We start from the raw sequence: 19,855 nt of genomic DNA, 5'->3' as shown, positions 1-19,855 counted from the left end.
ATGAAAGACGAGCGCTTTGTTGACATGGTCGCGCAAGATTGGGCGGCCAGGCTGCGCGATCTGGAGCGACTGCAGCCCAGGGTTCAAAGCCTGGAGCACGCTGTGACAGAAATTCGCAGTGATTTCAGGGAGGCCCGGACAGAGCAACAAACCGCGCACCGTGAAACCCACGAAGCTCTGAATTCGTTCCGCAAGCGCATGGACGACGACAATCGATCCACCGTGGACGCCCTGAACAAGACCGCCGAGGATACCGCCGGGGCCATCCGGGTTCTGGGTGGGCGACTGGAAAGCGTGTCCCGGAAAATCGCATTCGCCGCCGGGGCCATTTGGGTGCTGCTGGGCATCAGCAGTGTTGTTTTGGTTTATCGGACAGAGGTGCTTCACCTGGTTGGAATATTGATTGAGGGCTCAGCATGATCTTGAAAAATGGAGATGTAGGCCAGCCGGTTGCATCGCTGCAATCGCTTCTTTCCGCCGAGGGGTTCCCGGTTGAAGTTGACGGCTGGTTCGGCGATAAAACCGAGCAAGCGGTCCTTCGCTTCCAGAAAAAGGCCGGCATATTCGTTGACGGCATTGCCGGGCCCGCCACTCTGGCCGCGCTAAACCCCCGTACGCCTTCCGAGATCGGCCGCAAAGCGCTCACCGAAGCCGACATCAGGGCCGCGGCCCGTAAGCTGGGCGTGCAAATGGCCGCAATCAAGGCCGTGACCGAAGTGGAAAGCCGCGCCGCTGGGTTTTTGCCATCCGGCCGGCCCGTCATTTTGTTTGAGCGTCACGTAATGTACCGCCGCCTGCAGCCGTCAGAGCGCGCGCACAACCAAGAACACTTCCCCCAGCTTGTCAATCAGAAGCCCGGCGGCTATCTGGGTGGCGAGGGCGAGTGGCGCCGACTACGGCGCGCCTGCTCCATCCACGAAGACACCGCGATCGAGTCGGCAAGCTGGGGGCTTTTTCAGATTATGGGCTTCCACTGGAAGGCGCTGGGCTATGAATCTGCACTGTATTTTTACCACCAGATGCACCGCAGCGAGGGCCACCAGATGGACGCCTTCGTCCGGTTTATCAAGTCAGATAAAGCCTTGCATGCCGCACTGAAAAACCGTGACTGGCAAGAATTTGCCCGCCGTTACAACGGCCCTGCCTACCGCCGCAATCAGTACGATCTGAAAATGGCGCTGGCATACGAGCGCCACAGCGAATTGAGGCGTGCCGCGTGAAACTGACCCCCGAGAAGCTGGACGCCTGGCGCGTGGTGCCGAGGCTGCTGGTCATCCTCTATGGGTGGATCTGTTACGACACCCACCACTGGTACACCGCCTTGCCCGACCCGACCACCACGCAGCAGTTTTACGCCAACGTCATCTGGACCGCCGCAGCCGCCTGGTTTGGCTTCTACGTGAACAGCGGGAGAAAGCAGGAATGAAGGCCTATCTAGTCATTGCCCTGGTAGTCATCGCACTCAGCGGCGCACTTTGGCGCAGCGTCGAGCGCAACATGAAAACCAGCGCCGAACTGGCGTCCGCATCCGACGCCCTGAATCGAAAAGAGCAGGAACACAAAGCCACCAAAGACAAACTCTTTGAAGTCGTGGCGGCCCGCGATCGCCTGGCCGATCGTATTTGGCACATTGAAAGCGTAGAAGCCGACCTCGAAGCCAAGCTGGACGCCGAAAGGGCAAAGCGGGCGACTCTGGAGAAAGAGAATGAAATCTATCGGAATTGGGCTGGCACTGACTTGCCTGGCGCTGTTGTCCGCATGCTCCGGGAAAGCCCGCTATATACAGGCCACCGATTACCTGGTGTGCGGGAACGTGAAACCGCTGGCAATTCCCGAGCGGCACCCCAGTCGGGCGTCCTTGAAAAAGAACGACAACCTGCTGGATCTGATTGACCAGTACGCGGTTAAACTGAACACCCTCAACGCCCGCATGGCCGAAATTGCATCAGAAGTGGATGATTGCGAGGCGCAAGCCCGGGCACTAAGCACCCAGGAGCAACAATGAGAAAGCTGGAAGACTTACGCCGGCACGTGCTGGCCAACGTGCCCAAGCTGAAGCGCAATCCGGACAAGCTGTTGACCTTTATCGAAGATGGCAACATTGAGTTCTGGCAGGGCCCCAACCTGAGCCACTCCTACGCAATCCCGATTCAGCTCATCGTCACCGACTACGCCGGATCGGTTGACGACATCGTGATACCCGTCTTGTCATGGCTCAAGGTGCGCGAGCCGGGGCTCGACCCGATGAACACTGTGCGCTTTGAAGCCGAGCTGCTGAACAACAACAGCTACGACATTGCCATCACCGTCAACATCACCGAGCGGGTAATCGTTACAGCCACCGCCGACGGTCTGGACATCGAGCACGTACTACCCAAGCCGCCGATGGAAATGGACGCCACCGAATGGGAAATCATCATGGACCTGCATGGCTTTTATGACGGCGTAGAATCCGATGACTGACGACATCGACGTGCTGGCCGGCTGGGTAGAGCCCCTGCTGAAAAAAATGGAGCCCTACGAACGCCGCAACCTGATGAAATCCATATCCAGGGACTTGCGAAAGTCTAACCAGGAGAGGATGAAAAAACAGGAGAGCCCGGACGGCCAGAAGTGGCAACCCAGAAAAGCAAGAAAGCTCAGGGGCAAAAGCGGCGGCATCCGCAAAAAAGCGATGTTCACCAAAATCCGCACCGCCAAGCACCTGAAGATCCGAACCACGCCAGACGTGGCCGGCCTGTCGTTCGTCGGCATCGCCGGAAGAATCGCCGCCATCCACCATCACGGCTTGCGCGCAAGAGTAGACCGAGATGGCCCGGATTATGACTACCCCCAGCGGCGCTTGCTGGGCATCAGCCGCGAAGACCTGGACATGATCGCCGACAAAGTCCTGGAGCACGTAACCCTGTAGGCGATTTTGTACCGACCAGCCAGACAACCCCGCGCGCTTCACCTGCGCGCGCGCTAGCGCCCAAACTGTGGGCATGAACACACTCTCTGAAGCTTTTCGCTCGCTCAACAACCTGATTCGCATCGGCACCATCGCCGAGGTGGACACGGTTCGCGCCCGCGCCAGAGTCCAGGCCGGCGACAACCTGACTGGATGGCAGCCCTGGATAAGCCCCCGCGCGGGCACCACGGTTGAGTGGAGCCCGCCCACCGTCGGCGAGCAGGTCATTCTGTTTTCGCCGGCCGGCGATTTGGCCCAGGCTGTGATCCTCACCGGCCTGTTCACCCAGAACGCACCCTCTGAAAGCGAAGACGAGCACAAACGGGTGTACCCGGACGGCACCGAGATCGCTTACGACCACGTTAAAAAAGAACTGGTCGCCAGCTTCGTCGACAAGGTCAACATCAACATCACCGGCGACGCCACCATCAACGTCGGCGGCGATGCGGTCACGGCCGTTGCAGGCACCTGCAAGGTCAACGCGACAAAGATCCACCACAACGACGGAATGGGCGTGGTCACCATGGCGCACATCTGCCACTTCACCGGAACCCCTCACAGCGACGGTTCTGCCACTGTAACCGCGGGGAAATAAACCATGGCACTGAGCAAGTCGGCACTGAAAGGCCGAATCGTATCGGAGATGACAGCCCTGGGCGCTGAGCCCGCTGGCAAGCACAGCTGGGTTGAGCGAATGGCCGAGGCGATCGCCAATGCGGTTGTGGATGAAATTCAAGCCAATGCGACCACCAACGTATCAGGTGGCAGTAGCGCTGGCACATGGCCGGTAACGTGAGGATCTTATGTCAGGAATGAACGTCTCCACCGGTAAAGCTCTCACCGGCATGGACCATATCAAGCAGAGCATCACCGACATTCTCACCACGCCGTTAGGTAGCCGGGTCATGCGCCGTGAATACGGGTCCCTGCTCCCCTCGCTGATCGACCAGCCCTTGAACGGCGCTACTTTGTTGCGCGCCTACTCTGCTGTAGTGGTTGCCATCAATGAATGGGAGCCGCGGATCCGCCTGGAACGCATCGTTAAGCTGGTGAATTCGGATAAACCCGGTACCGCCTTATTGGAAATGGACGTTGTACACGTCAGCGGAACGACAGCAACGGCCCAGCGCATCGCTGTTTCGATCAGTAATGGAGGCGCGATCTGATGACTGGAACTATCAATCTTGCCCAACTACCGGCCCCGAAACTCGTTGAAACACTCGATTTCGAAACTATCCTGGAAGAGCGAAAACAAGCGCTGTTAGCGCTGCTCAGCGACAAAGAGCGCCCAGAAGTCGAGGCCACGCTGCAGATTGAGAGCGAGCCGCTGACCAAGCTCCTTCAGGAGAACGCCTACCGGGAGATCCAATGGCGCCAGCGCGTTAACGAAGCCGCGAAGGCCGTCATGCTGGCCTATTCCAGCGATGAAGACCTGGACAACCTGGCGGCCAACTTCGATGTCGAGCGCCTTGTGATTGACCAGGGCGACATGAATGCCACGCCACCGGTACCACCTACTTACGAATCCGATGACGATATGCGCTTGCGCGCCCAGCAGGCTTGGGAGGGACTGAGCGTTGCCGGCCCCCGCGGAGCCTATGAATACCAAGCGCTGTCAGCAGACGGTCGCGTATCCGACGCAAAAGCGACCAGCCCTTCCCCCGCGCATGTAACCGTCACATTGCTATCCAGTGAAGGCGATGGAACAGCCAGTCAAGACATTATCGACCAGGTAGAGGCGGCGCTTTCCGGCGAAGATACACGGCCGGTGGGTGACCGCCTCACGGTGCAATCAGTAACCATCGTCAATTATCAGGTAGACGCAACTCTGTATGTCTACCCGGGCCCGGCTCAGGAACCGATTCTTCAGGCCGCCCAGGCATCTCTGCAGCAATACATCGGCACGCAACGCCGGATCGGCCGGGACATTCGTATCTCTGCGATCCATGCAGCGTTGCACGTTGAAGGCGTTCAGCGCGTGGAGCTGGCGCAACCGGTAGCCGACGTGATTCTGTCTGAAACGGAGGCCGCCTATTGCACCGCCGCCACGGCCGTTATCGGCGGCAGCGATGAGTAACGATAGAGCGCCGCTGCTCCCCAATAACACCACCCCCTTGGAGCGAGCTGCCGCAGAAGCCCTGGCGGAAATTCAGCGAGTGCCTGTTTCCCTGCAAACGCTTTGGAACCCCTACACATGCCCGGCGTTACTGCTGCCCTATTTGGCCTGGGCGTTCAGTGTAGATAGATGGGACCCGGCGTGGACAGACAAAGCCAAGCGCGAAGTTATTGCGACATCGTTCTACGTGCACAGGAAGAAAGGAACAATCAGCGCCCTGCGCCGCGTAGTCGAGCCCCTTGGTTACCTGTTGGAAGTTAACGAATGGTGGCAAACAACGCCCATGGGCACCCCGGGTACCTTCGCTCTCAAGATCGGCGTTCTCGATATCGGCATCACCGACGCTATGTACCAGGAATTGGAGCGGCTGATCGACGACGCCAAACCTGTCAGCCGCCACATCACCGGACTGGACCTGGTGGGCGAGAGCTCTGGGGTGTTTTACGCCGGAATGGCCTGTTATGACGGCGACGTTACCGATGTGATGCCCTACCAGCCTGGGATTATGTCAGCCACCGGACCGTTTTTTATTGGCATGGCAACCGATAGCACTGATTTAGCGACCGTCTACCCGCAATAGGAGCATGCATGGCAAGTTTTTACACCCTACTGACCGACATTGGCCAGGCCAAGTTGGCAAACGCAATTGCACTGGGACAAACCGTCATTATCGCCCAATTAGCCGTAGGTGATGGCAATGGCACCCTGCCAGCGCCGACCTCTGACCGCACCGCCCTGGTCAACGAAGTACGGCGCGCGCCCATCAACCGGAGCGAAGTTGATGCCCAGAACCCCAACTGGATCGTGGTTGAACAGGTGCTGCCACCGGACGTTGGCGGCTGGACGATCCGTGAAATAGGCGTGATTGACGCCGATGGCGACCTGATTGGCTACGGCAATTACCCCGAAACCTACAAACCCCTGCTGACAGAAGGCTCCAGCCGCACTCAAACCATCCGCTTTGTGATGGAAGTGTCAGATACCGCCGCCGTCACCTTAAAAGTTGACCCAACAGTGGTTTTGGCCACGCGGGGCTATGCCGATAATCTTGCGCAATCCGTGGGCGACAGTGCTGCCCAATCTTTGCAGAATCACGAAGAAGGCCGCGCACACCCAGCGGCGACGACTACCGCCCAGGGCATGGTCGAATTTGCAGACCAGACCGAGCATCTGGCCGGCGAGCGGGCCGATCGAGCCGCTACGCCGAAAGGGGTCAAACAGGCCCTGGATGCGCGCCTGCCGATCACCTCTCACAAACTCGTCATTGTTAACGGCTCTCCGGCCCTGGAGGAAATCTGATGTACGGCTACCCCAAAATCATCAAAACCCGCGCCGATGTGGAATATCTGGCGGGTTATATGGGCTCAAAGTGGGCCACGGAAGAAAACGTTCAGCGCGGTCTGGCGTTCCTGCGCGGCCTGCGCGACAACACCAGCCGTTACGTATTTGACCGCACACTGGCTGAAAACGAGCAACCATCCGGCAACGAGCCGCAATACCGCGTGCTGACCACCGACGACGGAGCGCGCGAGCAGTTCGTCCTCGAGGATAACCCCACGGCACGTATCCACCAGCTCGGCTTTACCCAAGCCGAAGTGCAGCAACTCATCGACACCATTGAAGGAGCGCGATAATGGCCACTGGCGATCGCATCATCATTCCGGCGATGGCAGCCGGATTTGTCAGTATCTTCGGGCGCATTGAAAAAGGCACCGGCGACACCCTGAACCTGCCCGAAGGCATGGTCAACATCGGCGGCAACAGCAAGGGCTACCTGCTGGAAAACACCGGCAACTGGGACCCCGTGACCAACAGCGATGGCAGTTTTGCTAGTCTGGCCCTGGGCGACGACGTGTACATCTACGCAGTGCAGGATGCCAGCGGCATCGCGCAATGGATCGCATCCAAAAACAGCACCGTCCCTACCGGCTACACCGCCGACAACAGCCGCAAAATCGGGGGCTTCCATTTCGGTAAAGTGCGCCCGTTGGCCGACGCCTACAACGCCGCCGCCGCGTTGCCGACTCAGATCATTCCGAACAGCTGCTGGGATCTGAAACACCGCCCAAAATGCGACCCCAGCGGCATGGTAGAAGTGATCCCAGGGCAGCTGTGGGTAGATATCTACTTGGCATCTGAAGACAGCACGCCCTGGCCAAATACCGTGCCCATATCAGTGCATAACGCCACACCGCTAACCGGAACAGAAGGCTATTCCCGACTGGATTACAGCCGTTTGGTTCGCAATGCTGGTAAGCGACTTCCGGATTACAGCGAGTTTATGATGTTCGCCTATGGCGTGCCGCAGGGCACTACCGGTGCCAGCGGAAGGCAAAGCACGGGCGGCCACGCGGGCTATGGCTTTGAGTGCGTCAGCTGCCTGAACGTGGACCAGCCCAGCGGCAACCTTTATCAGCAAAGCTCTCTTTTTTACGACCGAGACACCGGAGTAGGCTGGAAAGATGATCTCAATACCGGCAAGGACGGCGCCAACAACCACGGCCAGTGGTACGGCGGCCAATTCCGCACTGCATTATTCGGCGCCGGCTGGTACGACGCCGGCGAGGCCGGCTCCCGCAGCGTGGCCCTGAACAGCGTTCCGTGGGATGTGAGCGCGTATGTTGGCCTGCGTGGCGTCTGCGATTCTCTGTGATCTATTACGGACCGGGCTCTATCGCGCCCGTATTTGTTTCGCGCCACCCCACAAACTGAAAATCTGGCACCCCTGCGCCCAGCGTTCATCATGGCAGTTAACCACTGCCATACAGATGACCAGGAGGCGTCATGCCCGACCAATACCACCACGGCGTTCGAGTGCTCGAGATCAACGAGGGTACCCGAACCATCCGCACCGTTGCCACCGCCGTTATCGGGCTGGTAGCCACGGCTCCCGATGCCTCGGCCGGCTTAGCCGCTGAGGCAACTCTGCGGTCTATCGCCAGCAACGGCGATGTAGTATTCACCGCCAAAGTCGTCGGCACTGCCGGTAACAAAATCCGCGTACGTTATGTAAACCCCGGTACCGTATCTGAGGCCCTGGCTGTTTCCGTATCGGGCAACGACATCACCGTCAGCCTGGCCACCGGTGTCAGCTCTGAGGTCACCAGCACCGCAAGCGATGTGATCACCGCCGTCGAAGCCAAGACCGAAGCAGCCGCCCTTGTCACCGTAGCGCTGGACACCGGCAACGATGGCACCGGCCTGGTTAATGCAGCCGACTGGCAGACTTTGACCGGCGGAGAAAACGAAGCCTTCCCGCTAGATACCCCCGTGCTCGTCACCAACCTGATGGATGCAATCGGCGCTGCAGGCACCACCGGAACCCTGCCCGCCGCGCTTGACGCCATTGCCGATCAGGCCAACCCACCGGTAGTGGTGGTGCGCGTCGCCGAAGGTGTGGACGAGCCAGCCACCGAAGCCAACGTCATCGGCACCGTTACCGCCCAGGGCAAAAAGACCGGCCTGAAAGCGCTGCTGGCTGCTGAACAGAATCTGGGTGTGAAGCCCCGCATTATCGGCGTACCAGGGCTGGACACCGAAAACGTCACCGCTGAGACGGTCAGCATTGCCCAGAAGCTGCGCGCCTTTGCGTACGCCAGCTGCTACGGCAGTGAAACCCTGGAAGAAGCCATCATGTACCGCAACGGCTTTGGCGCCCGTGAGCTGATGCTGATCTGGCCAGACTTCGTCTCCTTCAACGTCAACACCGCATCGGCCGACACGGCCCACGCCGTAGCACGCGCCATGGGCATGCGCGCCAAGATCGACCAACAGGTCGGCTGGCACAAAACCCTGTCCAACGTGGCCGTGAATGGCGTTACCGGCATTGATAAAGACGTGCACTGGGATCTGCAAGACCCCAACACCGACGCCGGGCTGCTCAACGCCAACGACATCACCACGCTGATCCAGCGCGAAGGCTTCCGCTTTTGGGGCTCCCGCACCTGCAGTGCCGACCCGCTGTTCCAGTTCGAGAACTACACCCGCACCGCGCAAATACTGGCAGACACCATCGCCGAGGCGCACCTGTGGGCCGTCGACAAACCCATGCACCCATCACTGGCCAAAGACATCATCGAAGGCATCAACGCCAAGTTCCGCGAGATGAAGAACCTCGGCCTGATCATTGACGCGACGGCCTGGTTCGATGAAAACATCAACACCAAAGACACCCTCAAGGCCGGCAAGCTGTACATCGATTACGACTACACGCCCGTGCCACCGCTGGAAAGCCTGATGCTGCGTCAGCGCATCACTGACCAATACCTGGTCGACTTCGCCAGAAGTGTCAACGCATAGGAGCAATGAATCATGGCATTACCTAAAAAGCTCAAGCACTTCAACCTGTTCGGCAACGGCGACAACTGGCAGGGGCAAATCGCCTCGCTGACATTGCCGCCGCTGGTTCGGCAAATGGAAGAGTACCGCGGTGGCGGTATGAACATGCCCGTTGATATCGACATGGGCATGGAGAAGCTGGAATTCCAGTGGACGCCTGCAGGGCTGATCCCGGGCATCTTCGACAACTTCGGCACCAGCCAGCTGGACAAAGACATGTTGCGCTTTGCCGGCAGCTACCAGCGTGACGACACCGCCGAAACCGTACCCGTTGAAATCGTCGTGCGCGGGCGCCACCGCGAAATCGCCATGGGCGACGCCGAGTCTGGCAGCGACAACACCCAAAGCATCACCACCACCGTCAGCTACTACAAGCTAACCATTAACGGTGAAGAAGTGGTCGAGATCGACGTACTCGGAATGATCGAGAAAGTACGTGGCGTTGATCGCCTGGAGCAACACCGCCAGAACATAGGCCTATAAGGACCCTGACTGATGAGCAAGCCGGTAACCGTAACCGTAACACTGGACACCCCAATCGCCCGCGAGGGCGAGAAAGTCGACAAGATCGCACTGCGCAAGCCGCTGTCCGGCGAGCTGCGCGGCCTGAGTCTGGCCGAAGTGATGAACCTGGACGCAGACAGCATCACCAAGCTGATCCCCCGCATCAGCAACCCCAGCATCAGCGAGCACGAAGTGCGCAACATGGACCCCGCCGACCTGGTGGAGTGTGGCAAGGAGATTGCCGGTTTTTTGTTGCAGAAGCAGTACAAGGGGTAATCCCCCGGCGCGTTGATGACGCCATGGCTGATGTGGCCGCCATATTTCACTGGCGGCCCGCAGACATGGCCGACATGACCGTAACTGAATTGATGGAGTGGCGGGAACACGCCCGCAAGCGCAGCCAGCCGGAGGAATAATGTCAAAGAGTCTGGATCTTCAGGTAATACTGGCCGCACGTGACAAGATCACCGGGCCACTGAAGAAAATCAACGCCACATCCAGCGGTACCGCCCAGGCGCTCAAACAGGCCCAGGCGGAAACCCGCAAACTGCAATCCACCCAGCGCGATATTTCATCGTACCGCAAGGCCGACAAGGCCCTGAAAGACAACTCCGCTGCCCTCTCCGCATCGCAGGAGCGGGTGCGCCAGCTGGGCAAAGAGCTGACATCCACCGCCAAGCCCACCGCCAAGCTCCGTAACGAATACAACCGGGCCCGCAAAGAGGTGGAGCAATTCACCAGCCGGGGCCAGAAGCAACGCAAAGAATTGGGCGCGGTGCGCAAGCGCCTGCAAGAGGCCGGCGTGAGTACCCACAACCTGGCCGACGCCGAGCGCAAGCTGGCCGATCAGATGAAGGTCGCCAACGAGCGCATCCAGCGCCAGCGCCAGTACCTGGACCGGCTGGGCAAGGCCGACGTAGGCGGCAAGTTCAACAACATGACCAGCGAAGTGACCCGATTTGGCAAGCGCGCCCTGGTCGCCACCACCGGCGTGGCCGCGGGCATCTTTGGCATTGCCAACTCAACGGCAGGGCTGGGTGACCACGCTGCAAAGACTGCGGACAAGCTGAAACTAACCACAGCGGCCTACCAAGAGCTGTCCTACGCCGGCGAACGCTCCGGCATCAGCCAAAACGCGATGGACGGCAACATGCAGCGGTTCGTAAAGCGCACCGGAGAAGCCGTTCGCGGTGCGGGCGCCGCCCAGCAGGCGTACGAAGCATTGGGGCTTTCGGCTGAAGATCTGGCAAACATGCAGTCGGATGAGGCCCTGGCTGTCGTGGCTGACCGCCTGAGCAGCGTCACCAACCACAACCAGAAGGTGGACATTGCCAGCCAGCTGTTTGGCACCCAGGGCGGCGCGGCCATGCTCAATTTGCTGAAAGACGGCAGTGCGGGCCTGCAACAACTGCGCGCCGATGCTCAGCGCACCGGCTATGTGCTCAGCGAGAAAACTGCGCGCGACGCTGAAACCTTTAAAGACGCCCTGCTGGATACGCAATTGAGCATGGCCGGCATGAAGAACACCATTGGCGCAGAGCTCATGCCCGCGGTCACCGAACTGATGGGCGACCTTTCATCCTGGATGGGTGAGAACCGCGACCAGGTCAAGCAGTTCGCCCGCGAGTTCGGCGACCGGCTGAAAAATGCCCTGCCGATCATCCGCGATATCGGTACCGGCGTTGCGTCAACCGCCAAGAACCTCGCCATGATGACCAGCCGCGTGGCCGGCCTGGTCGGTGGGTTCGATAACCTGGGCATGATTCTCGCGTTCATCTTTGCGATGAAGCCCATCTTCGCCATTCTCGCCTTCGGCAAAGCCATCTTCACCGCAACCACCGCCATCATTGGGTTGGCCGGCGGCTTGCCGATGATAGCCGCAGGCATCAAGGCCGTTGGCCTGGCCATCACTGCCAACCCCATCGGACTGCTGATTTCCGCGATCGCAGGCGCCGGCTACCTGATCTACAAAAACTGGGACGGCATAGCGGGATTCTTCAGCGGGCTATGGGGCCAGGTAACAGCAGCGTTCAGCGCCGGCATTGGCGGTATCGGTAAACTCATCCTGAACTGGTCACCGCTGGGTTTATTCTACAAAGCCTTCAGCGGCGTCATGGGCTGGTTTGGCGTCGATCTGCCCGAATCCTTTACCGGGTTTGGCAAGCAGATTCTTGACGGCCTGGTCAACGGCATTTTGGGCGGCCTGAATAAAGTGAAAGACACCATCACCGGTGCGGGCGCCAAAGCCATCGGCTGGTTCAAAGAAACCCTGGGCATTAAATCCCCGTCGCGGGTGTTCATGGGCGCCGGGCACGACACCCTGGAAGGCTACCGCAAGGGGCTGGAGCAGCAAGAGCCCGACACCCTCAAACAGGTAACCGGTTTCGGCAAGCGCGTGCGCCAGGCCGGTGCGGGCATTGCCATCGGTGCAGCTGCCCTGCCCGCAGCGGCCGACGGCATTCAGTTCGACAGCCGTGCGCCCATAGGGTCGCCCACCGCGTCGGCCAGCGCAGCCGCCGGCGACAGCGTCACCATCAACGTCTACGGCGCACCAGGGCAAGACGCGCAAGAGATTGCCGCGCAGGTAGAACGGATCCTGCAGGATCGCGACCGCCGCAATGCCACCCGTGCCCGCAGCGCACTATACGACAGGGATTAATCGCCATGATGATGACGCTGGGAATGTTTGTGTTTGAAGTGAAGTCCCTGCCCTACCAGCAGCTGCAACGAGCCACGCAATGGCGGCATGCCAGCCAGAACCGTGTCGGCCAGCGACCCGGGTATCAGTATTTGGGCCCAGGCGAAGACACCGTCAACCTGAGCGGCACGCTGTACCCCGAGATCACCGGTGGGCGCGTTACCCTGGATGACATCCGCATCATGGCCGACGAGGGCAAAGCCTGGCCACTGATTGAGGGCTCAGGCCGCGTCTATGGCTTCTGGGTCATTGCCGCCGTGAACGAAACCAGCTCCACCTTCTTTGCCGACGGCGTGCCACGCAAAATCGATTTCACCATTGACCTGGTGCGCGTAGACGAAGACGACTTCCAGTCCTTTAAGAATCAGGCGGGCACCAGCCGTGACGCGGCGATCGGCATGGGCCTGTACACCCCGAGACGTAACGGCGGCGGGCTGATCGCATGAAGCATCGCGCCCCGTCGTACCGGCTACTGGTCAACGGCACCAACATCACGCCCCGCGTAAACGGCCGGCTGATCGACCTGACCCTGGACGAAACCCCGGGAGACGAAGCCGACACCCTCAGCCTGACCATCAGCGACCACGATCGCGCCGTAGAAATCCCCCCGAAGGGCGCCGAAATTGAACTGGCCATCGGTTGGCGTGATGGCGCGCTGGTCGAGAAAGGCCTGTTCATTGTTGATGAAGCCGCGTTCAACGGCCCACCGGATCAAGTGTCTATCACCGCCCGCAGCGCCAACATGCGCAACGAGCTGCCTGCGCGCAAAACCAAAAGCTGGCACCAGACCACCCTGGGTGAAATCGTCAGCACCATCGCCGGCAACAACCAGCTGCAAAGCGTGGTGGCCGAACCGCTCGCCGCCATTGCCGTTGAGCACATCGACCAAACCGACGAGTCCGACCTCAACCTATTGAGCCGCTTGGCCGAAAAGCACGACGCCATTGCCGCCGTAAAGGCCGGCAGGCTGCTGTTCACGCCACGGGGAAAGGCGCTCACCGCCAGTGGCGGCCAGTTGCCTGAAATCACCCTCACCCCGGCCGATGGCGACCAATACAGCTACCGCGAGACCGATCGCGACGGTTACACCGGGGTAGGTGCCTATTACAACGACCTGGACGCAGGGCGCGAAGTTCAAGTGCTGGCCGGTACCGACGAGCGCATCAAGCGCATGCGCGCCACCTACGCCAACCGCGAAGAAGCCGAAAGCGCCGCCTGGGCAGAGCTGCGACGACTGAACCGAGGTGACGCGGAATTCAGCATGAACCTCGCCGTGGGTCGGCCCGAAATAGGCCCGGAGTGGCGGCTGAAAGTCAGCGGCCTGAAGCCGCAAATTGAAGGCCGGCAGTGGGTTATTACCCGCGCCACTCACAGCCTGAACGACAGCGGGCTGACAACAACCCTTAACGCAGAAACGATGAGCGAGTGAGGGCGAGGCGGGATAGATCAATACTCGTCGGGTATCTCCCCGGTCTCAAGCATTGTCAAAAGTGCTTCGTGCGACAGAATAAAACACCCCTGGTCTCGCGCCGTTTGTATCTTTACCGGCCCGGCATTGGGGCCGCAACACAGGAAAGCCAGGCTTTTGGTGACGCTCTTTCTAACCAACATATCTCGCCGGGTCGCAAGCTCTTCCAGGCTGGCTCGCGTGGCCTTGGAAAACCCGGTGAAGCAAATTTCCGGGCGGGTTTCTATTTTGGGTGGCGGGGGCGTATACGGCTGGGTAACCGTAGCCTCGCCTTCCCCAAGATAACGATCAATCCGGTCTTTGCGGAACGTCCGGTACTTCTCGTCAACAACACACACGCCCTGCAAGTAACGCCCGGATTCCTTCCAGTGTTCAACGACCCATTCAGCCGTGTTGCCGCGAGAGTCTGTATAGGTAAACGAAATTGAGCCCATCGTACTTCTCCATGCTCGATGAAACTTCACACAACCCCTGTTAGTCTGAGACTAATCAGGCCTAAAAAACCCGGCCGCTGCGCCAGTGGCAATGTCCGATGATGTCCACCTGGTCCAGATTCTCCCTGGCGATCACTTCCGGGGCGTAGATTTCGTTGTCGCTCGACACCCGTAGTGATCCGTCGGTCATTTTCTGCAGCCGCTTAATGCGCAGGCTGTCGCCCACCCTGATAGCGAACACGCCATCCGGCGTTGTGCGAGCTCGGTTTATCAGCACTGTGTCCCCGTCAGATAGTGAGCCGTCCATAGAGTCCCCTGCCACGCGAATGGCGGCCAGGTCTTTGGCGTGCAGCCCTTCGCGCGCTAGCCAGTCGTTTCGGAACTTTAGGTGGCTGACGATCTGCTCATGATCGAAGAAGGCTCCGTTGCCAGCGCTGGCCTCAACGTCATATACGGGAATTTCGGTGTAGTCCCGGTCGCCCACCCCGTAGGCGTAACCCTCATCAACCTCGCCTTCGCCAAGGCCCAGCAGCAACCAGTCCAGGCTGACCCCCTTCTCAAATCGGAGTTGCACACACTGGTCCAGAGGGATTGTGCCCCGCGCTTTCCAGTTATAAATCATTTGAGGGTTTACACCGAAGTAAGTCGCAATATCTTTGTCTCGCTCCATGCCCAAGAGCTCTTTCATTCTGTTTACTATTTCCAACCCATTGTATTTTTCAGCAACCATTTTGATTCCCGATAGATAAATTCAATCGCATTTTTGTTTACAAGCAACCAATCATGCGTCTATCATTCTGTGTAATTCAGCGTTACACAGAGAATACACGATGACAGATTCAAAGAAACCCAGCCCGGGCTACAGCCGCGCCCCCGCGGGTGTGCTCACCGCCAAGCCGGTAGCCCTTCGATTGATGGCCGAAGAACGCGCCACCCTGGAAAAAATCGCCCTGGAGCAAGATCGATCCATGGCGTCGCAGGCTCGCATCTTTTTCTTGAGAGGGCTTAGCGAACACCTGGGCAGCCACTCTGCCCGGACCTCACAGCGGCCGTCTGTGTAACAGGATTCGCGACGCCTTCGCAACGAACGAGGAAACGCAATGACCGATGCCGATTACAAGCAGTACACGCCGCCCAGGACGGTCCGAGAGCATAAGTTCTCTGTTCGCCTGAGCTCGGAAGACCACATTCGCCTGCTGTGGTGGGCGCGCAATGGCGGTACCGACGCCACCCGCCGGCGGGCGGCAGCGGCGCGGTATGCCATTCAGCAGTTTCTGGAACAGGCCGGGGTGCCTTCGGCGGAAGAGATCATCAAGGCCAGCCGCAAGCCAGGGCCGCGGCGGCGAGCGATTGATCGCTTCCTGGATGAGGCAGGCATACCCGATGCCGAGGAAATACGGCGGAAGTACGACTACCGCCCACTGTAACTAGAAGTGCCAGGGTGCCTGCGCCCTGGCTTTTTTAAGTGCTTTTAGGGAATCCCCAGAGATTCCCGGAACAGAAACGAGGGGTTCATGCACCAGGGCAACACCGAGCGAGAGCTGATGGATTGGTACGACAAGCAAACAACGGACACCAAGTGGCGCATCAGCGCCTTCGTAGTCACTTCCGGACGACCTATACGGGAAATTCTGCAGCAACTGAAGCGGGTTTCGGAGTCCGGCAAACGCATTCACCTGGTTCATCCAGGCAGTAAGCAGCGGCACTAGGGGCGACTGATGTCAAACAAAAGCGAGAAAGCAAGTAGCAAGGTGCCCATGAGCCGGATCACGCGCAACTTCCTGCATCTGAACTGCCCGGCGTGCGGGGAGGCTTGCTCCATTCAGTCCAGCCGCTCAATACAGGAGCGCGGATGGGACGGCCTGGTGCAGTGCCGCAACCTGGAGTGCGGCTACCGGGGCGGCGTGCAGGTCTCTTACGGGCCCGTGCACCGGGCCAAGATCCCCCGGGCCCAGGTCGACGGCCAGGCAAAGCTGCAGCCCGGCGTGCGCAACAGCTTTCTGCGCATCCTGTGCCCTCACTGCACCGGCGTGTGCCGGGTGCGCACCAGCGTGCAGATGATCCCGGCGCAGCGCCAGCTGTACGTGTTCTGCCAGAGCGGCGATTACTGCGGGTACCGGGGGGTGGTGTTCATCACCCACACCGACCGCCTCTCGCTCGACCTGGAAGGCAATCTGCGAGAGATACCGCTTTCGCCCGATGTGCGGGAGCAGTGCCAGCTCGAAATTGACCTGGCTTACGAGAAATACCAACCAAAAAAAGGAATTACAAAATGAACGCTAACGCATCCGACAACAAAGCATTCAACGCCGCATACGGCCAGCTGATCGCTCTTCGCAAACGCGACTTTGGGCGCAAATCCGCCATCAGCATGACCATTGACAGCATTATGGAAGAGTTTCACTGCAGCCGTCGCCGTGCCGCGCTGATCGTTACCCGTGCGTGGGCTGACCTTGAGGCTGTTGGCCAGCGTTCCGCTTACGTGGATGTCAGCCTGACTACAGGCAACACCGTGGTCATTCACGACACCACCGGTCGTACCTCTGTTTTCTCGATTCATGAGCTGTTGCAACTGCGCGACACCGCTGACGCTACCCGCATCACCGTCTGACCGGAGCGCCTAATGCAAGATTCAATACGGTCGGACATTCTGTTCCGCATCAAAAACGACTTTGGCGGCCGGGAATCCACCGACGCCAAGTTCGTCCGCCGGATTCAGTGCCCCAGCTGCGGCAAAAAGGAGGCGTTCACCTCGATGGACGCCCCCTGGATGCTGAAATGCGGGCGGGAATCCAAATGCGGCGACCAGCACCACGTGAAGACGCTGTTCCCGGACCTGTTCGACAACTGGACCGACCGCTACGCCCCCCGCGACCTGAAGCCCGGGCAAAAGCCGTCCGGCACCGAAGTGGCCGACGCCTACATGAGCCACGGCCGGGGCTTTGATCTGGGCAAGGTGGCCGGTTGGTACAGCCAGGAAACCTACTGGGATTACCAGCGCAACATCAGCAGCACCACCGTTCGCTTCCAGATCAACGAGCGCGACTACTGGGAGCGCCTGATCGATAAGCCGGAACGGTTCGGCAAGATGAAGGCCCACTTCAACCGGGGCGCGCAGTTCAAGGGCGATGCGTGGGTACCGCCCGGGCTGGACCTTTCTCAAGTCTCAGAGCTGTGGATTGTAGAGGGCATCTTCGACGCCATCGCCCTGTACCACGCCGGCATACCGGCCGTGGCGGCGTTCAGCTGCAACAACTACCCAACAAAACTGCTGGCATCGTTAAAAAAGCTGCGCAGCGAAGCGGGCGCGATGCTGCCCAAAATTATATGGGCGCTGGACGGCGACGACGCCGGCATGCGCTACATCCGCCGGTTTGCCAGGGCGGCGCGGTCAGCGGGCTGGAAGGTCGGCGCGGCCATCATTCCGCAAGTGGGCAAGTCAAAGAACGACTGGAACGACGCCTGGCAGCGCGGCGAGCTGCTGAGCGAAGACGGCGAACAGCTCACCAAAGAGTTTCTGTACCAGGGCGATCTGGTCATTGCCCGCAGTGCCGGAGAGAAGGCGGCGCGCATGTTCAACCACACCGGCCAGCGCGAGTTTCCGTTCGGCTACGGCAACCGCCTGTTCTGGTTCAAGCTGAACATGGAGGAATACCAGAAAGCGATTAATGAACTGGAAGACTCCAGCGAAGCGCTGACCGACCAGGAGATCCGCGATAAAGCATTGCAGCAGTGCAATGCGGTGGTGGAGATCGCCAACTGCTACCCCACATTTCTCTATTACCTGGCGAACCCGATCACCGACGAGAGCTGGTATTACACCCGGGTCGATTTCCCCCACGACGGTCGGTCCGTCAAGAACACTTTTAACGGTGGCCAGCTGGCCAGTGCCAGTGAGTTCAAAAAGCGCCTGCTGGGCATTGCCCCCGGTGCAGTCTGGACCGGCACCAGCCAGCAGCTTGACAGGCTACTGAAGCAGCAGATCGGCGGCATCAAAACCGTCGAGACCATTGATTTTATCGGCTACAGCAAGGAGCACGAGACCTGGGTATTTCCTGAGCTGGCCGTCAATGCCGGCAACATTTACGACCTCAACGAAGAGGACTACTACGACATCGGCCGCATGAGCCTGAAGACGCTGTCGGCGTCGGTGTCGCTGAGCATCAACAGTTCCCGTTCCGAGTACAGACGCGACTGGGCGCTGGATCTGGCCAACTGCTTCGGGCCAAAGGGCGTGGTGGCGCTGGCGTTCTGGTTGGGCTCGTTGTTTGCCGAGCAGATCCGCGCTGAGCACAAGTCTTACCCGTTCATCGAGATAGTCGGTGAGGCGGGGTCCGGTAAATCCACCCTGATTGAATTCCTGTGGAAACTGGTGGGCCGCACCGATTACGAAGGCTTTGACCCCAACAAATCCACCGCGGCGGGGCGCTCCCGCAACTTTGCCCAGGTGTCTAACCTGCCGGTGTCGCTCATCGAGTCAGACCGCGACCAGGAAGGCGGCAACAAGCAAAAGCAGTTTGACTGGGACGAACTGAAAACCCTGTACAACGGCCGGTCACTCAGGGCACGCGGCCTGAAGACCAGCGGCAACGAAACCTACGAGCCGCCTTTCCGTGGCTCTGTGATTATCTCGCAGAACGCCCAGGTTGAGGCCAGTGACGCCATTTTGCAGCGCATTGTTCACCTCAAATTTACCCGCGAGGGACACACCCCGGCCACCAAGGCCCTGGCAATAAAGCTGGAAAGCACGCCCATGGAAAACGTCAGTGGGTTTGTGCTGCAGGCGACAACGTCCGAAGCCAAGTTGATGGAGATGTTCTTTGAAGCGGCCCCGGCCTACGAGCAGGCGCTGTCAGAGATTCCGGAGATCCGCATTCTGCGCATCGCCAAAAACCACGGCCAGCTGATGGCCCTGGTGGATTGCCTGGGCGAAAAGGGCCTGAAGCTTCTGCCGGAATCCTATCTGGAGCCAGCCCGGCAGATGGTTCAGGCCATGGCGCTGGAGCGTCAGGGCTCGGTGAACTCCGATCACCCCCTGGTGCAGGAGTTCTGGGAAGCCTACGACTACATCGAAGGCCAGAGCGTATCGCCAACCCTGAACCATTACGGCGACGACCGCATGATCGCCATCAATCTCAAGCACTTCGAGCAGGTGTGTGCGGAAAACAAGCTGTCAATTCCACGCATGTCCGAGCTCAAGCGCTATCTGAAAACGTCCCGGGCCCGAAAGTTTATTGATTCGAGCCGCACCGTACGCAGCGCCATTCGCCGCGAACTCAACCACACCGGCTCCGACACCGTTCGTTGCTGGATTTTTGAAAAAGAAAAATGACCCCTAAGGAGGGAA

The 19,855-nt window shown here is 59.5% G+C and carries 30 protein-coding genes; 28 read left to right on the top strand and 2 right to left on the bottom strand.

Going from position 1 to position 19,855, the window contains the following annotated elements; all coding sequences use genetic code 11:
- The 22 genes from BG841_RS14175 (at position 1) to BG841_RS14075 (ending at position 14,035) form a co-directional block, all read left to right on the top strand.
- A complete protein-coding gene (locus BG841_RS14175) occupies positions 1-420 on the top strand; it encodes a hypothetical protein (protein WP_070058240.1) in 420 nt (139 codons plus the stop codon).
- Complete coding sequence (locus BG841_RS14170; protein WP_070058239.1) at positions 417-1,220, top strand: N-acetylmuramidase domain-containing protein; 804 nt, start codon at positions 417-419, stop codon at positions 1,218-1,220. The genes BG841_RS14175 and BG841_RS14170 overlap by 4 nt, the downstream gene beginning before the upstream one ends.
- Entirely contained in the window at positions 1,217-1,426 is a 210-nt protein-coding gene (locus BG841_RS14165) for a hypothetical protein (protein WP_198929193.1), read from the top strand. Before BG841_RS14170 ends, BG841_RS14165 begins: the two co-directional genes overlap by 4 nt.
- A complete protein-coding gene (locus BG841_RS16945; RefSeq protein ID WP_141737105.1) occupies positions 1,423-1,893 on the top strand; it encodes a hypothetical protein in 471 nt (156 codons plus the stop codon). The genes BG841_RS14165 and BG841_RS16945 overlap by 4 nt, the downstream gene beginning before the upstream one ends.
- Entirely contained in the window at positions 1,859-2,005 is a 147-nt protein-coding gene (locus tag BG841_RS16940) for a hypothetical protein (protein ID WP_158007618.1), read from the top strand. Before BG841_RS16945 ends, BG841_RS16940 begins: the two co-directional genes overlap by 35 nt.
- Entirely contained in the window at positions 2,002-2,463 is a 462-nt protein-coding gene (locus BG841_RS14150) for a phage tail protein (RefSeq protein ID WP_070058235.1), read from the top strand. The genes BG841_RS16940 and BG841_RS14150 overlap by 4 nt, the downstream gene beginning before the upstream one ends.
- Positions 2,456-2,911, top strand: coding sequence for a phage virion morphogenesis protein (locus BG841_RS14145; protein ID WP_070058234.1), 456 nt, complete (start codon positions 2,456-2,458; stop codon positions 2,909-2,911). Before BG841_RS14150 ends, BG841_RS14145 begins: the two co-directional genes overlap by 8 nt.
- A 73-nt stretch (positions 2,912-2,984) precedes the next feature.
- Positions 2,985-3,545, top strand: a complete 561-nt coding sequence (locus BG841_RS14140; protein ID WP_070058233.1) for a phage baseplate assembly protein V — start codon at positions 2,985-2,987, stop codon at positions 3,543-3,545.
- Positions 3,546-3,548: 3 nt separating this feature from the next.
- Entirely contained in the window at positions 3,549-3,746 is a 198-nt protein-coding gene (locus BG841_RS14135) for a hypothetical protein (protein WP_070058232.1), read from the top strand.
- Between the two features lie 7 nt (positions 3,747-3,753).
- On the top strand, positions 3,754-4,116 hold the full coding sequence (locus tag BG841_RS14130; RefSeq protein WP_070058231.1) for a GPW/gp25 family protein: 363 nt from the start codon (positions 3,754-3,756) through the stop codon (positions 4,114-4,116).
- Positions 4,116-5,027: a baseplate assembly protein gene (locus BG841_RS14125; protein WP_070058230.1), complete on the top strand. Its 912-nt coding sequence runs from the start codon at positions 4,116-4,118 to the stop codon at positions 5,025-5,027. The genes BG841_RS14130 and BG841_RS14125 overlap by 1 nt, the downstream gene beginning before the upstream one ends.
- Positions 5,020-5,646, top strand: coding sequence for a phage tail protein I (locus BG841_RS14120; RefSeq protein ID WP_070058229.1), 627 nt, complete (start codon positions 5,020-5,022; stop codon positions 5,644-5,646). The genes BG841_RS14125 and BG841_RS14120 overlap by 8 nt, the downstream gene beginning before the upstream one ends.
- An 8-nt stretch (positions 5,647-5,654) precedes the next feature.
- Positions 5,655-6,365 (top strand): phage tail protein, encoded by a 711-nt coding sequence (locus BG841_RS14115; protein WP_070058228.1) that lies wholly within the window; start codon positions 5,655-5,657, stop codon positions 6,363-6,365.
- Positions 6,365-6,700: a hypothetical protein gene (locus BG841_RS14110; RefSeq protein ID WP_070058227.1), complete on the top strand. Its 336-nt coding sequence runs from the start codon at positions 6,365-6,367 to the stop codon at positions 6,698-6,700. The genes BG841_RS14115 and BG841_RS14110 overlap by 1 nt, the downstream gene beginning before the upstream one ends.
- The gene (locus BG841_RS14105) at positions 6,700-7,719 is read left to right on the top strand and encodes a hypothetical protein (protein ID WP_070058226.1); all 1,020 of its coding nucleotides are present in this window, start codon (positions 6,700-6,702) and stop codon (positions 7,717-7,719) included. Before BG841_RS14110 ends, BG841_RS14105 begins: the two co-directional genes overlap by 1 nt.
- A 521-nt stretch (positions 7,720-8,240) precedes the next feature.
- Positions 8,241-9,365 (top strand): phage tail sheath protein, encoded by a 1,125-nt coding sequence (locus BG841_RS14100; protein WP_416202632.1) that lies wholly within the window; start codon positions 8,241-8,243, stop codon positions 9,363-9,365.
- Between the two features lie 12 nt (positions 9,366-9,377).
- Positions 9,378-9,887, top strand: a complete 510-nt coding sequence (locus tag BG841_RS14095; protein ID WP_070058224.1) for a phage major tail tube protein — start codon at positions 9,378-9,380, stop codon at positions 9,885-9,887.
- 12 nt (positions 9,888-9,899) lie between these two features.
- Positions 9,900-10,184, top strand: coding sequence for a phage tail assembly protein (locus BG841_RS14090; protein WP_070058223.1), 285 nt, complete (start codon positions 9,900-9,902; stop codon positions 10,182-10,184).
- A 23-nt stretch (positions 10,185-10,207) separates the two neighbouring features.
- The gene (locus BG841_RS16595) at positions 10,208-10,324 is read left to right on the top strand and encodes a GpE family phage tail protein (RefSeq protein ID WP_074454363.1); all 117 of its coding nucleotides are present in this window, start codon (positions 10,208-10,210) and stop codon (positions 10,322-10,324) included.
- Positions 10,324-12,567, top strand: coding sequence for a phage tail tape measure protein (locus BG841_RS14085; RefSeq protein WP_070058222.1), 2,244 nt, complete (start codon positions 10,324-10,326; stop codon positions 12,565-12,567). The genes BG841_RS16595 and BG841_RS14085 overlap by 1 nt, the downstream gene beginning before the upstream one ends.
- Before the next feature lie 5 nt (positions 12,568-12,572).
- Positions 12,573-13,052, top strand: coding sequence for a phage tail protein (locus BG841_RS14080; RefSeq protein ID WP_070058221.1), 480 nt, complete (start codon positions 12,573-12,575; stop codon positions 13,050-13,052).
- Entirely contained in the window at positions 13,049-14,035 is a 987-nt protein-coding gene (locus BG841_RS14075; protein WP_070058220.1) for a contractile injection system protein, VgrG/Pvc8 family, read from the top strand. The genes BG841_RS14080 and BG841_RS14075 overlap by 4 nt, the downstream gene beginning before the upstream one ends.
- Positions 14,036-14,052: 17 nt before the next feature.
- On the opposite strand, the gene BG841_RS14070 is transcribed toward BG841_RS14075, so the two are convergent.
- Positions 14,053-14,508: a hypothetical protein gene (locus BG841_RS14070; RefSeq protein WP_070058219.1), complete on the bottom strand. Its 456-nt coding sequence runs from the start codon at positions 14,506-14,508 to the stop codon at positions 14,053-14,055.
- A gap of 61 nt (positions 14,509-14,569) precedes the next feature.
- Positions 14,570-15,196: a LexA family transcriptional regulator gene (locus BG841_RS14065; RefSeq protein ID WP_228141669.1), complete on the bottom strand. Its 627-nt coding sequence runs from the start codon at positions 15,194-15,196 to the stop codon at positions 14,570-14,572.
- Positions 15,197-15,338: 142 nt separating this feature from the next.
- Here BG841_RS14065 and BG841_RS14060 point away from each other — a divergent pair, with 142 nt between their 5' ends.
- From BG841_RS14060 to BG841_RS14035, 6 genes are all read left to right on the top strand, one after another.
- Entirely contained in the window at positions 15,339-15,569 is a 231-nt protein-coding gene (locus BG841_RS14060) for a hypothetical protein (protein ID WP_070058218.1), read from the top strand.
- A gap of 39 nt (positions 15,570-15,608) precedes the next feature.
- Positions 15,609-15,935 (top strand): hypothetical protein, encoded by a 327-nt coding sequence (locus BG841_RS14055; RefSeq protein WP_070058217.1) that lies wholly within the window; start codon positions 15,609-15,611, stop codon positions 15,933-15,935.
- 87 nt (positions 15,936-16,022) lie between these two features.
- Positions 16,023-16,217 (top strand): hypothetical protein, encoded by a 195-nt coding sequence (locus tag BG841_RS14050; RefSeq protein WP_070058216.1) that lies wholly within the window; start codon positions 16,023-16,025, stop codon positions 16,215-16,217.
- A gap of 9 nt (positions 16,218-16,226) precedes the next feature.
- Complete coding sequence (locus BG841_RS14045; RefSeq protein WP_083260269.1) at positions 16,227-16,784, top strand: ogr/Delta-like zinc finger family protein; 558 nt, start codon at positions 16,227-16,229, stop codon at positions 16,782-16,784.
- The gene (locus BG841_RS14040) at positions 16,781-17,119 is read left to right on the top strand and encodes a hypothetical protein (RefSeq protein ID WP_070058214.1); all 339 of its coding nucleotides are present in this window, start codon (positions 16,781-16,783) and stop codon (positions 17,117-17,119) included. Before BG841_RS14045 ends, BG841_RS14040 begins: the two co-directional genes overlap by 4 nt.
- A 12-nt stretch (positions 17,120-17,131) precedes the next feature.
- Positions 17,132-19,840, top strand: coding sequence for a toprim domain-containing protein (locus BG841_RS14035; RefSeq protein WP_070058213.1), 2,709 nt, complete (start codon positions 17,132-17,134; stop codon positions 19,838-19,840).
- Positions 19,841-19,855 lie beyond the last annotated feature (15 nt).

Origin of the sequence: Marinobacter sp. X15-166B, assembly GCF_001752365.1 — a bacterium.
Classification (GTDB): Bacteria; Pseudomonadota; Gammaproteobacteria; order Pseudomonadales; family Oleiphilaceae; genus Marinobacter.
This window is presented reverse-complemented; position numbering and strand designations above follow the sequence as displayed.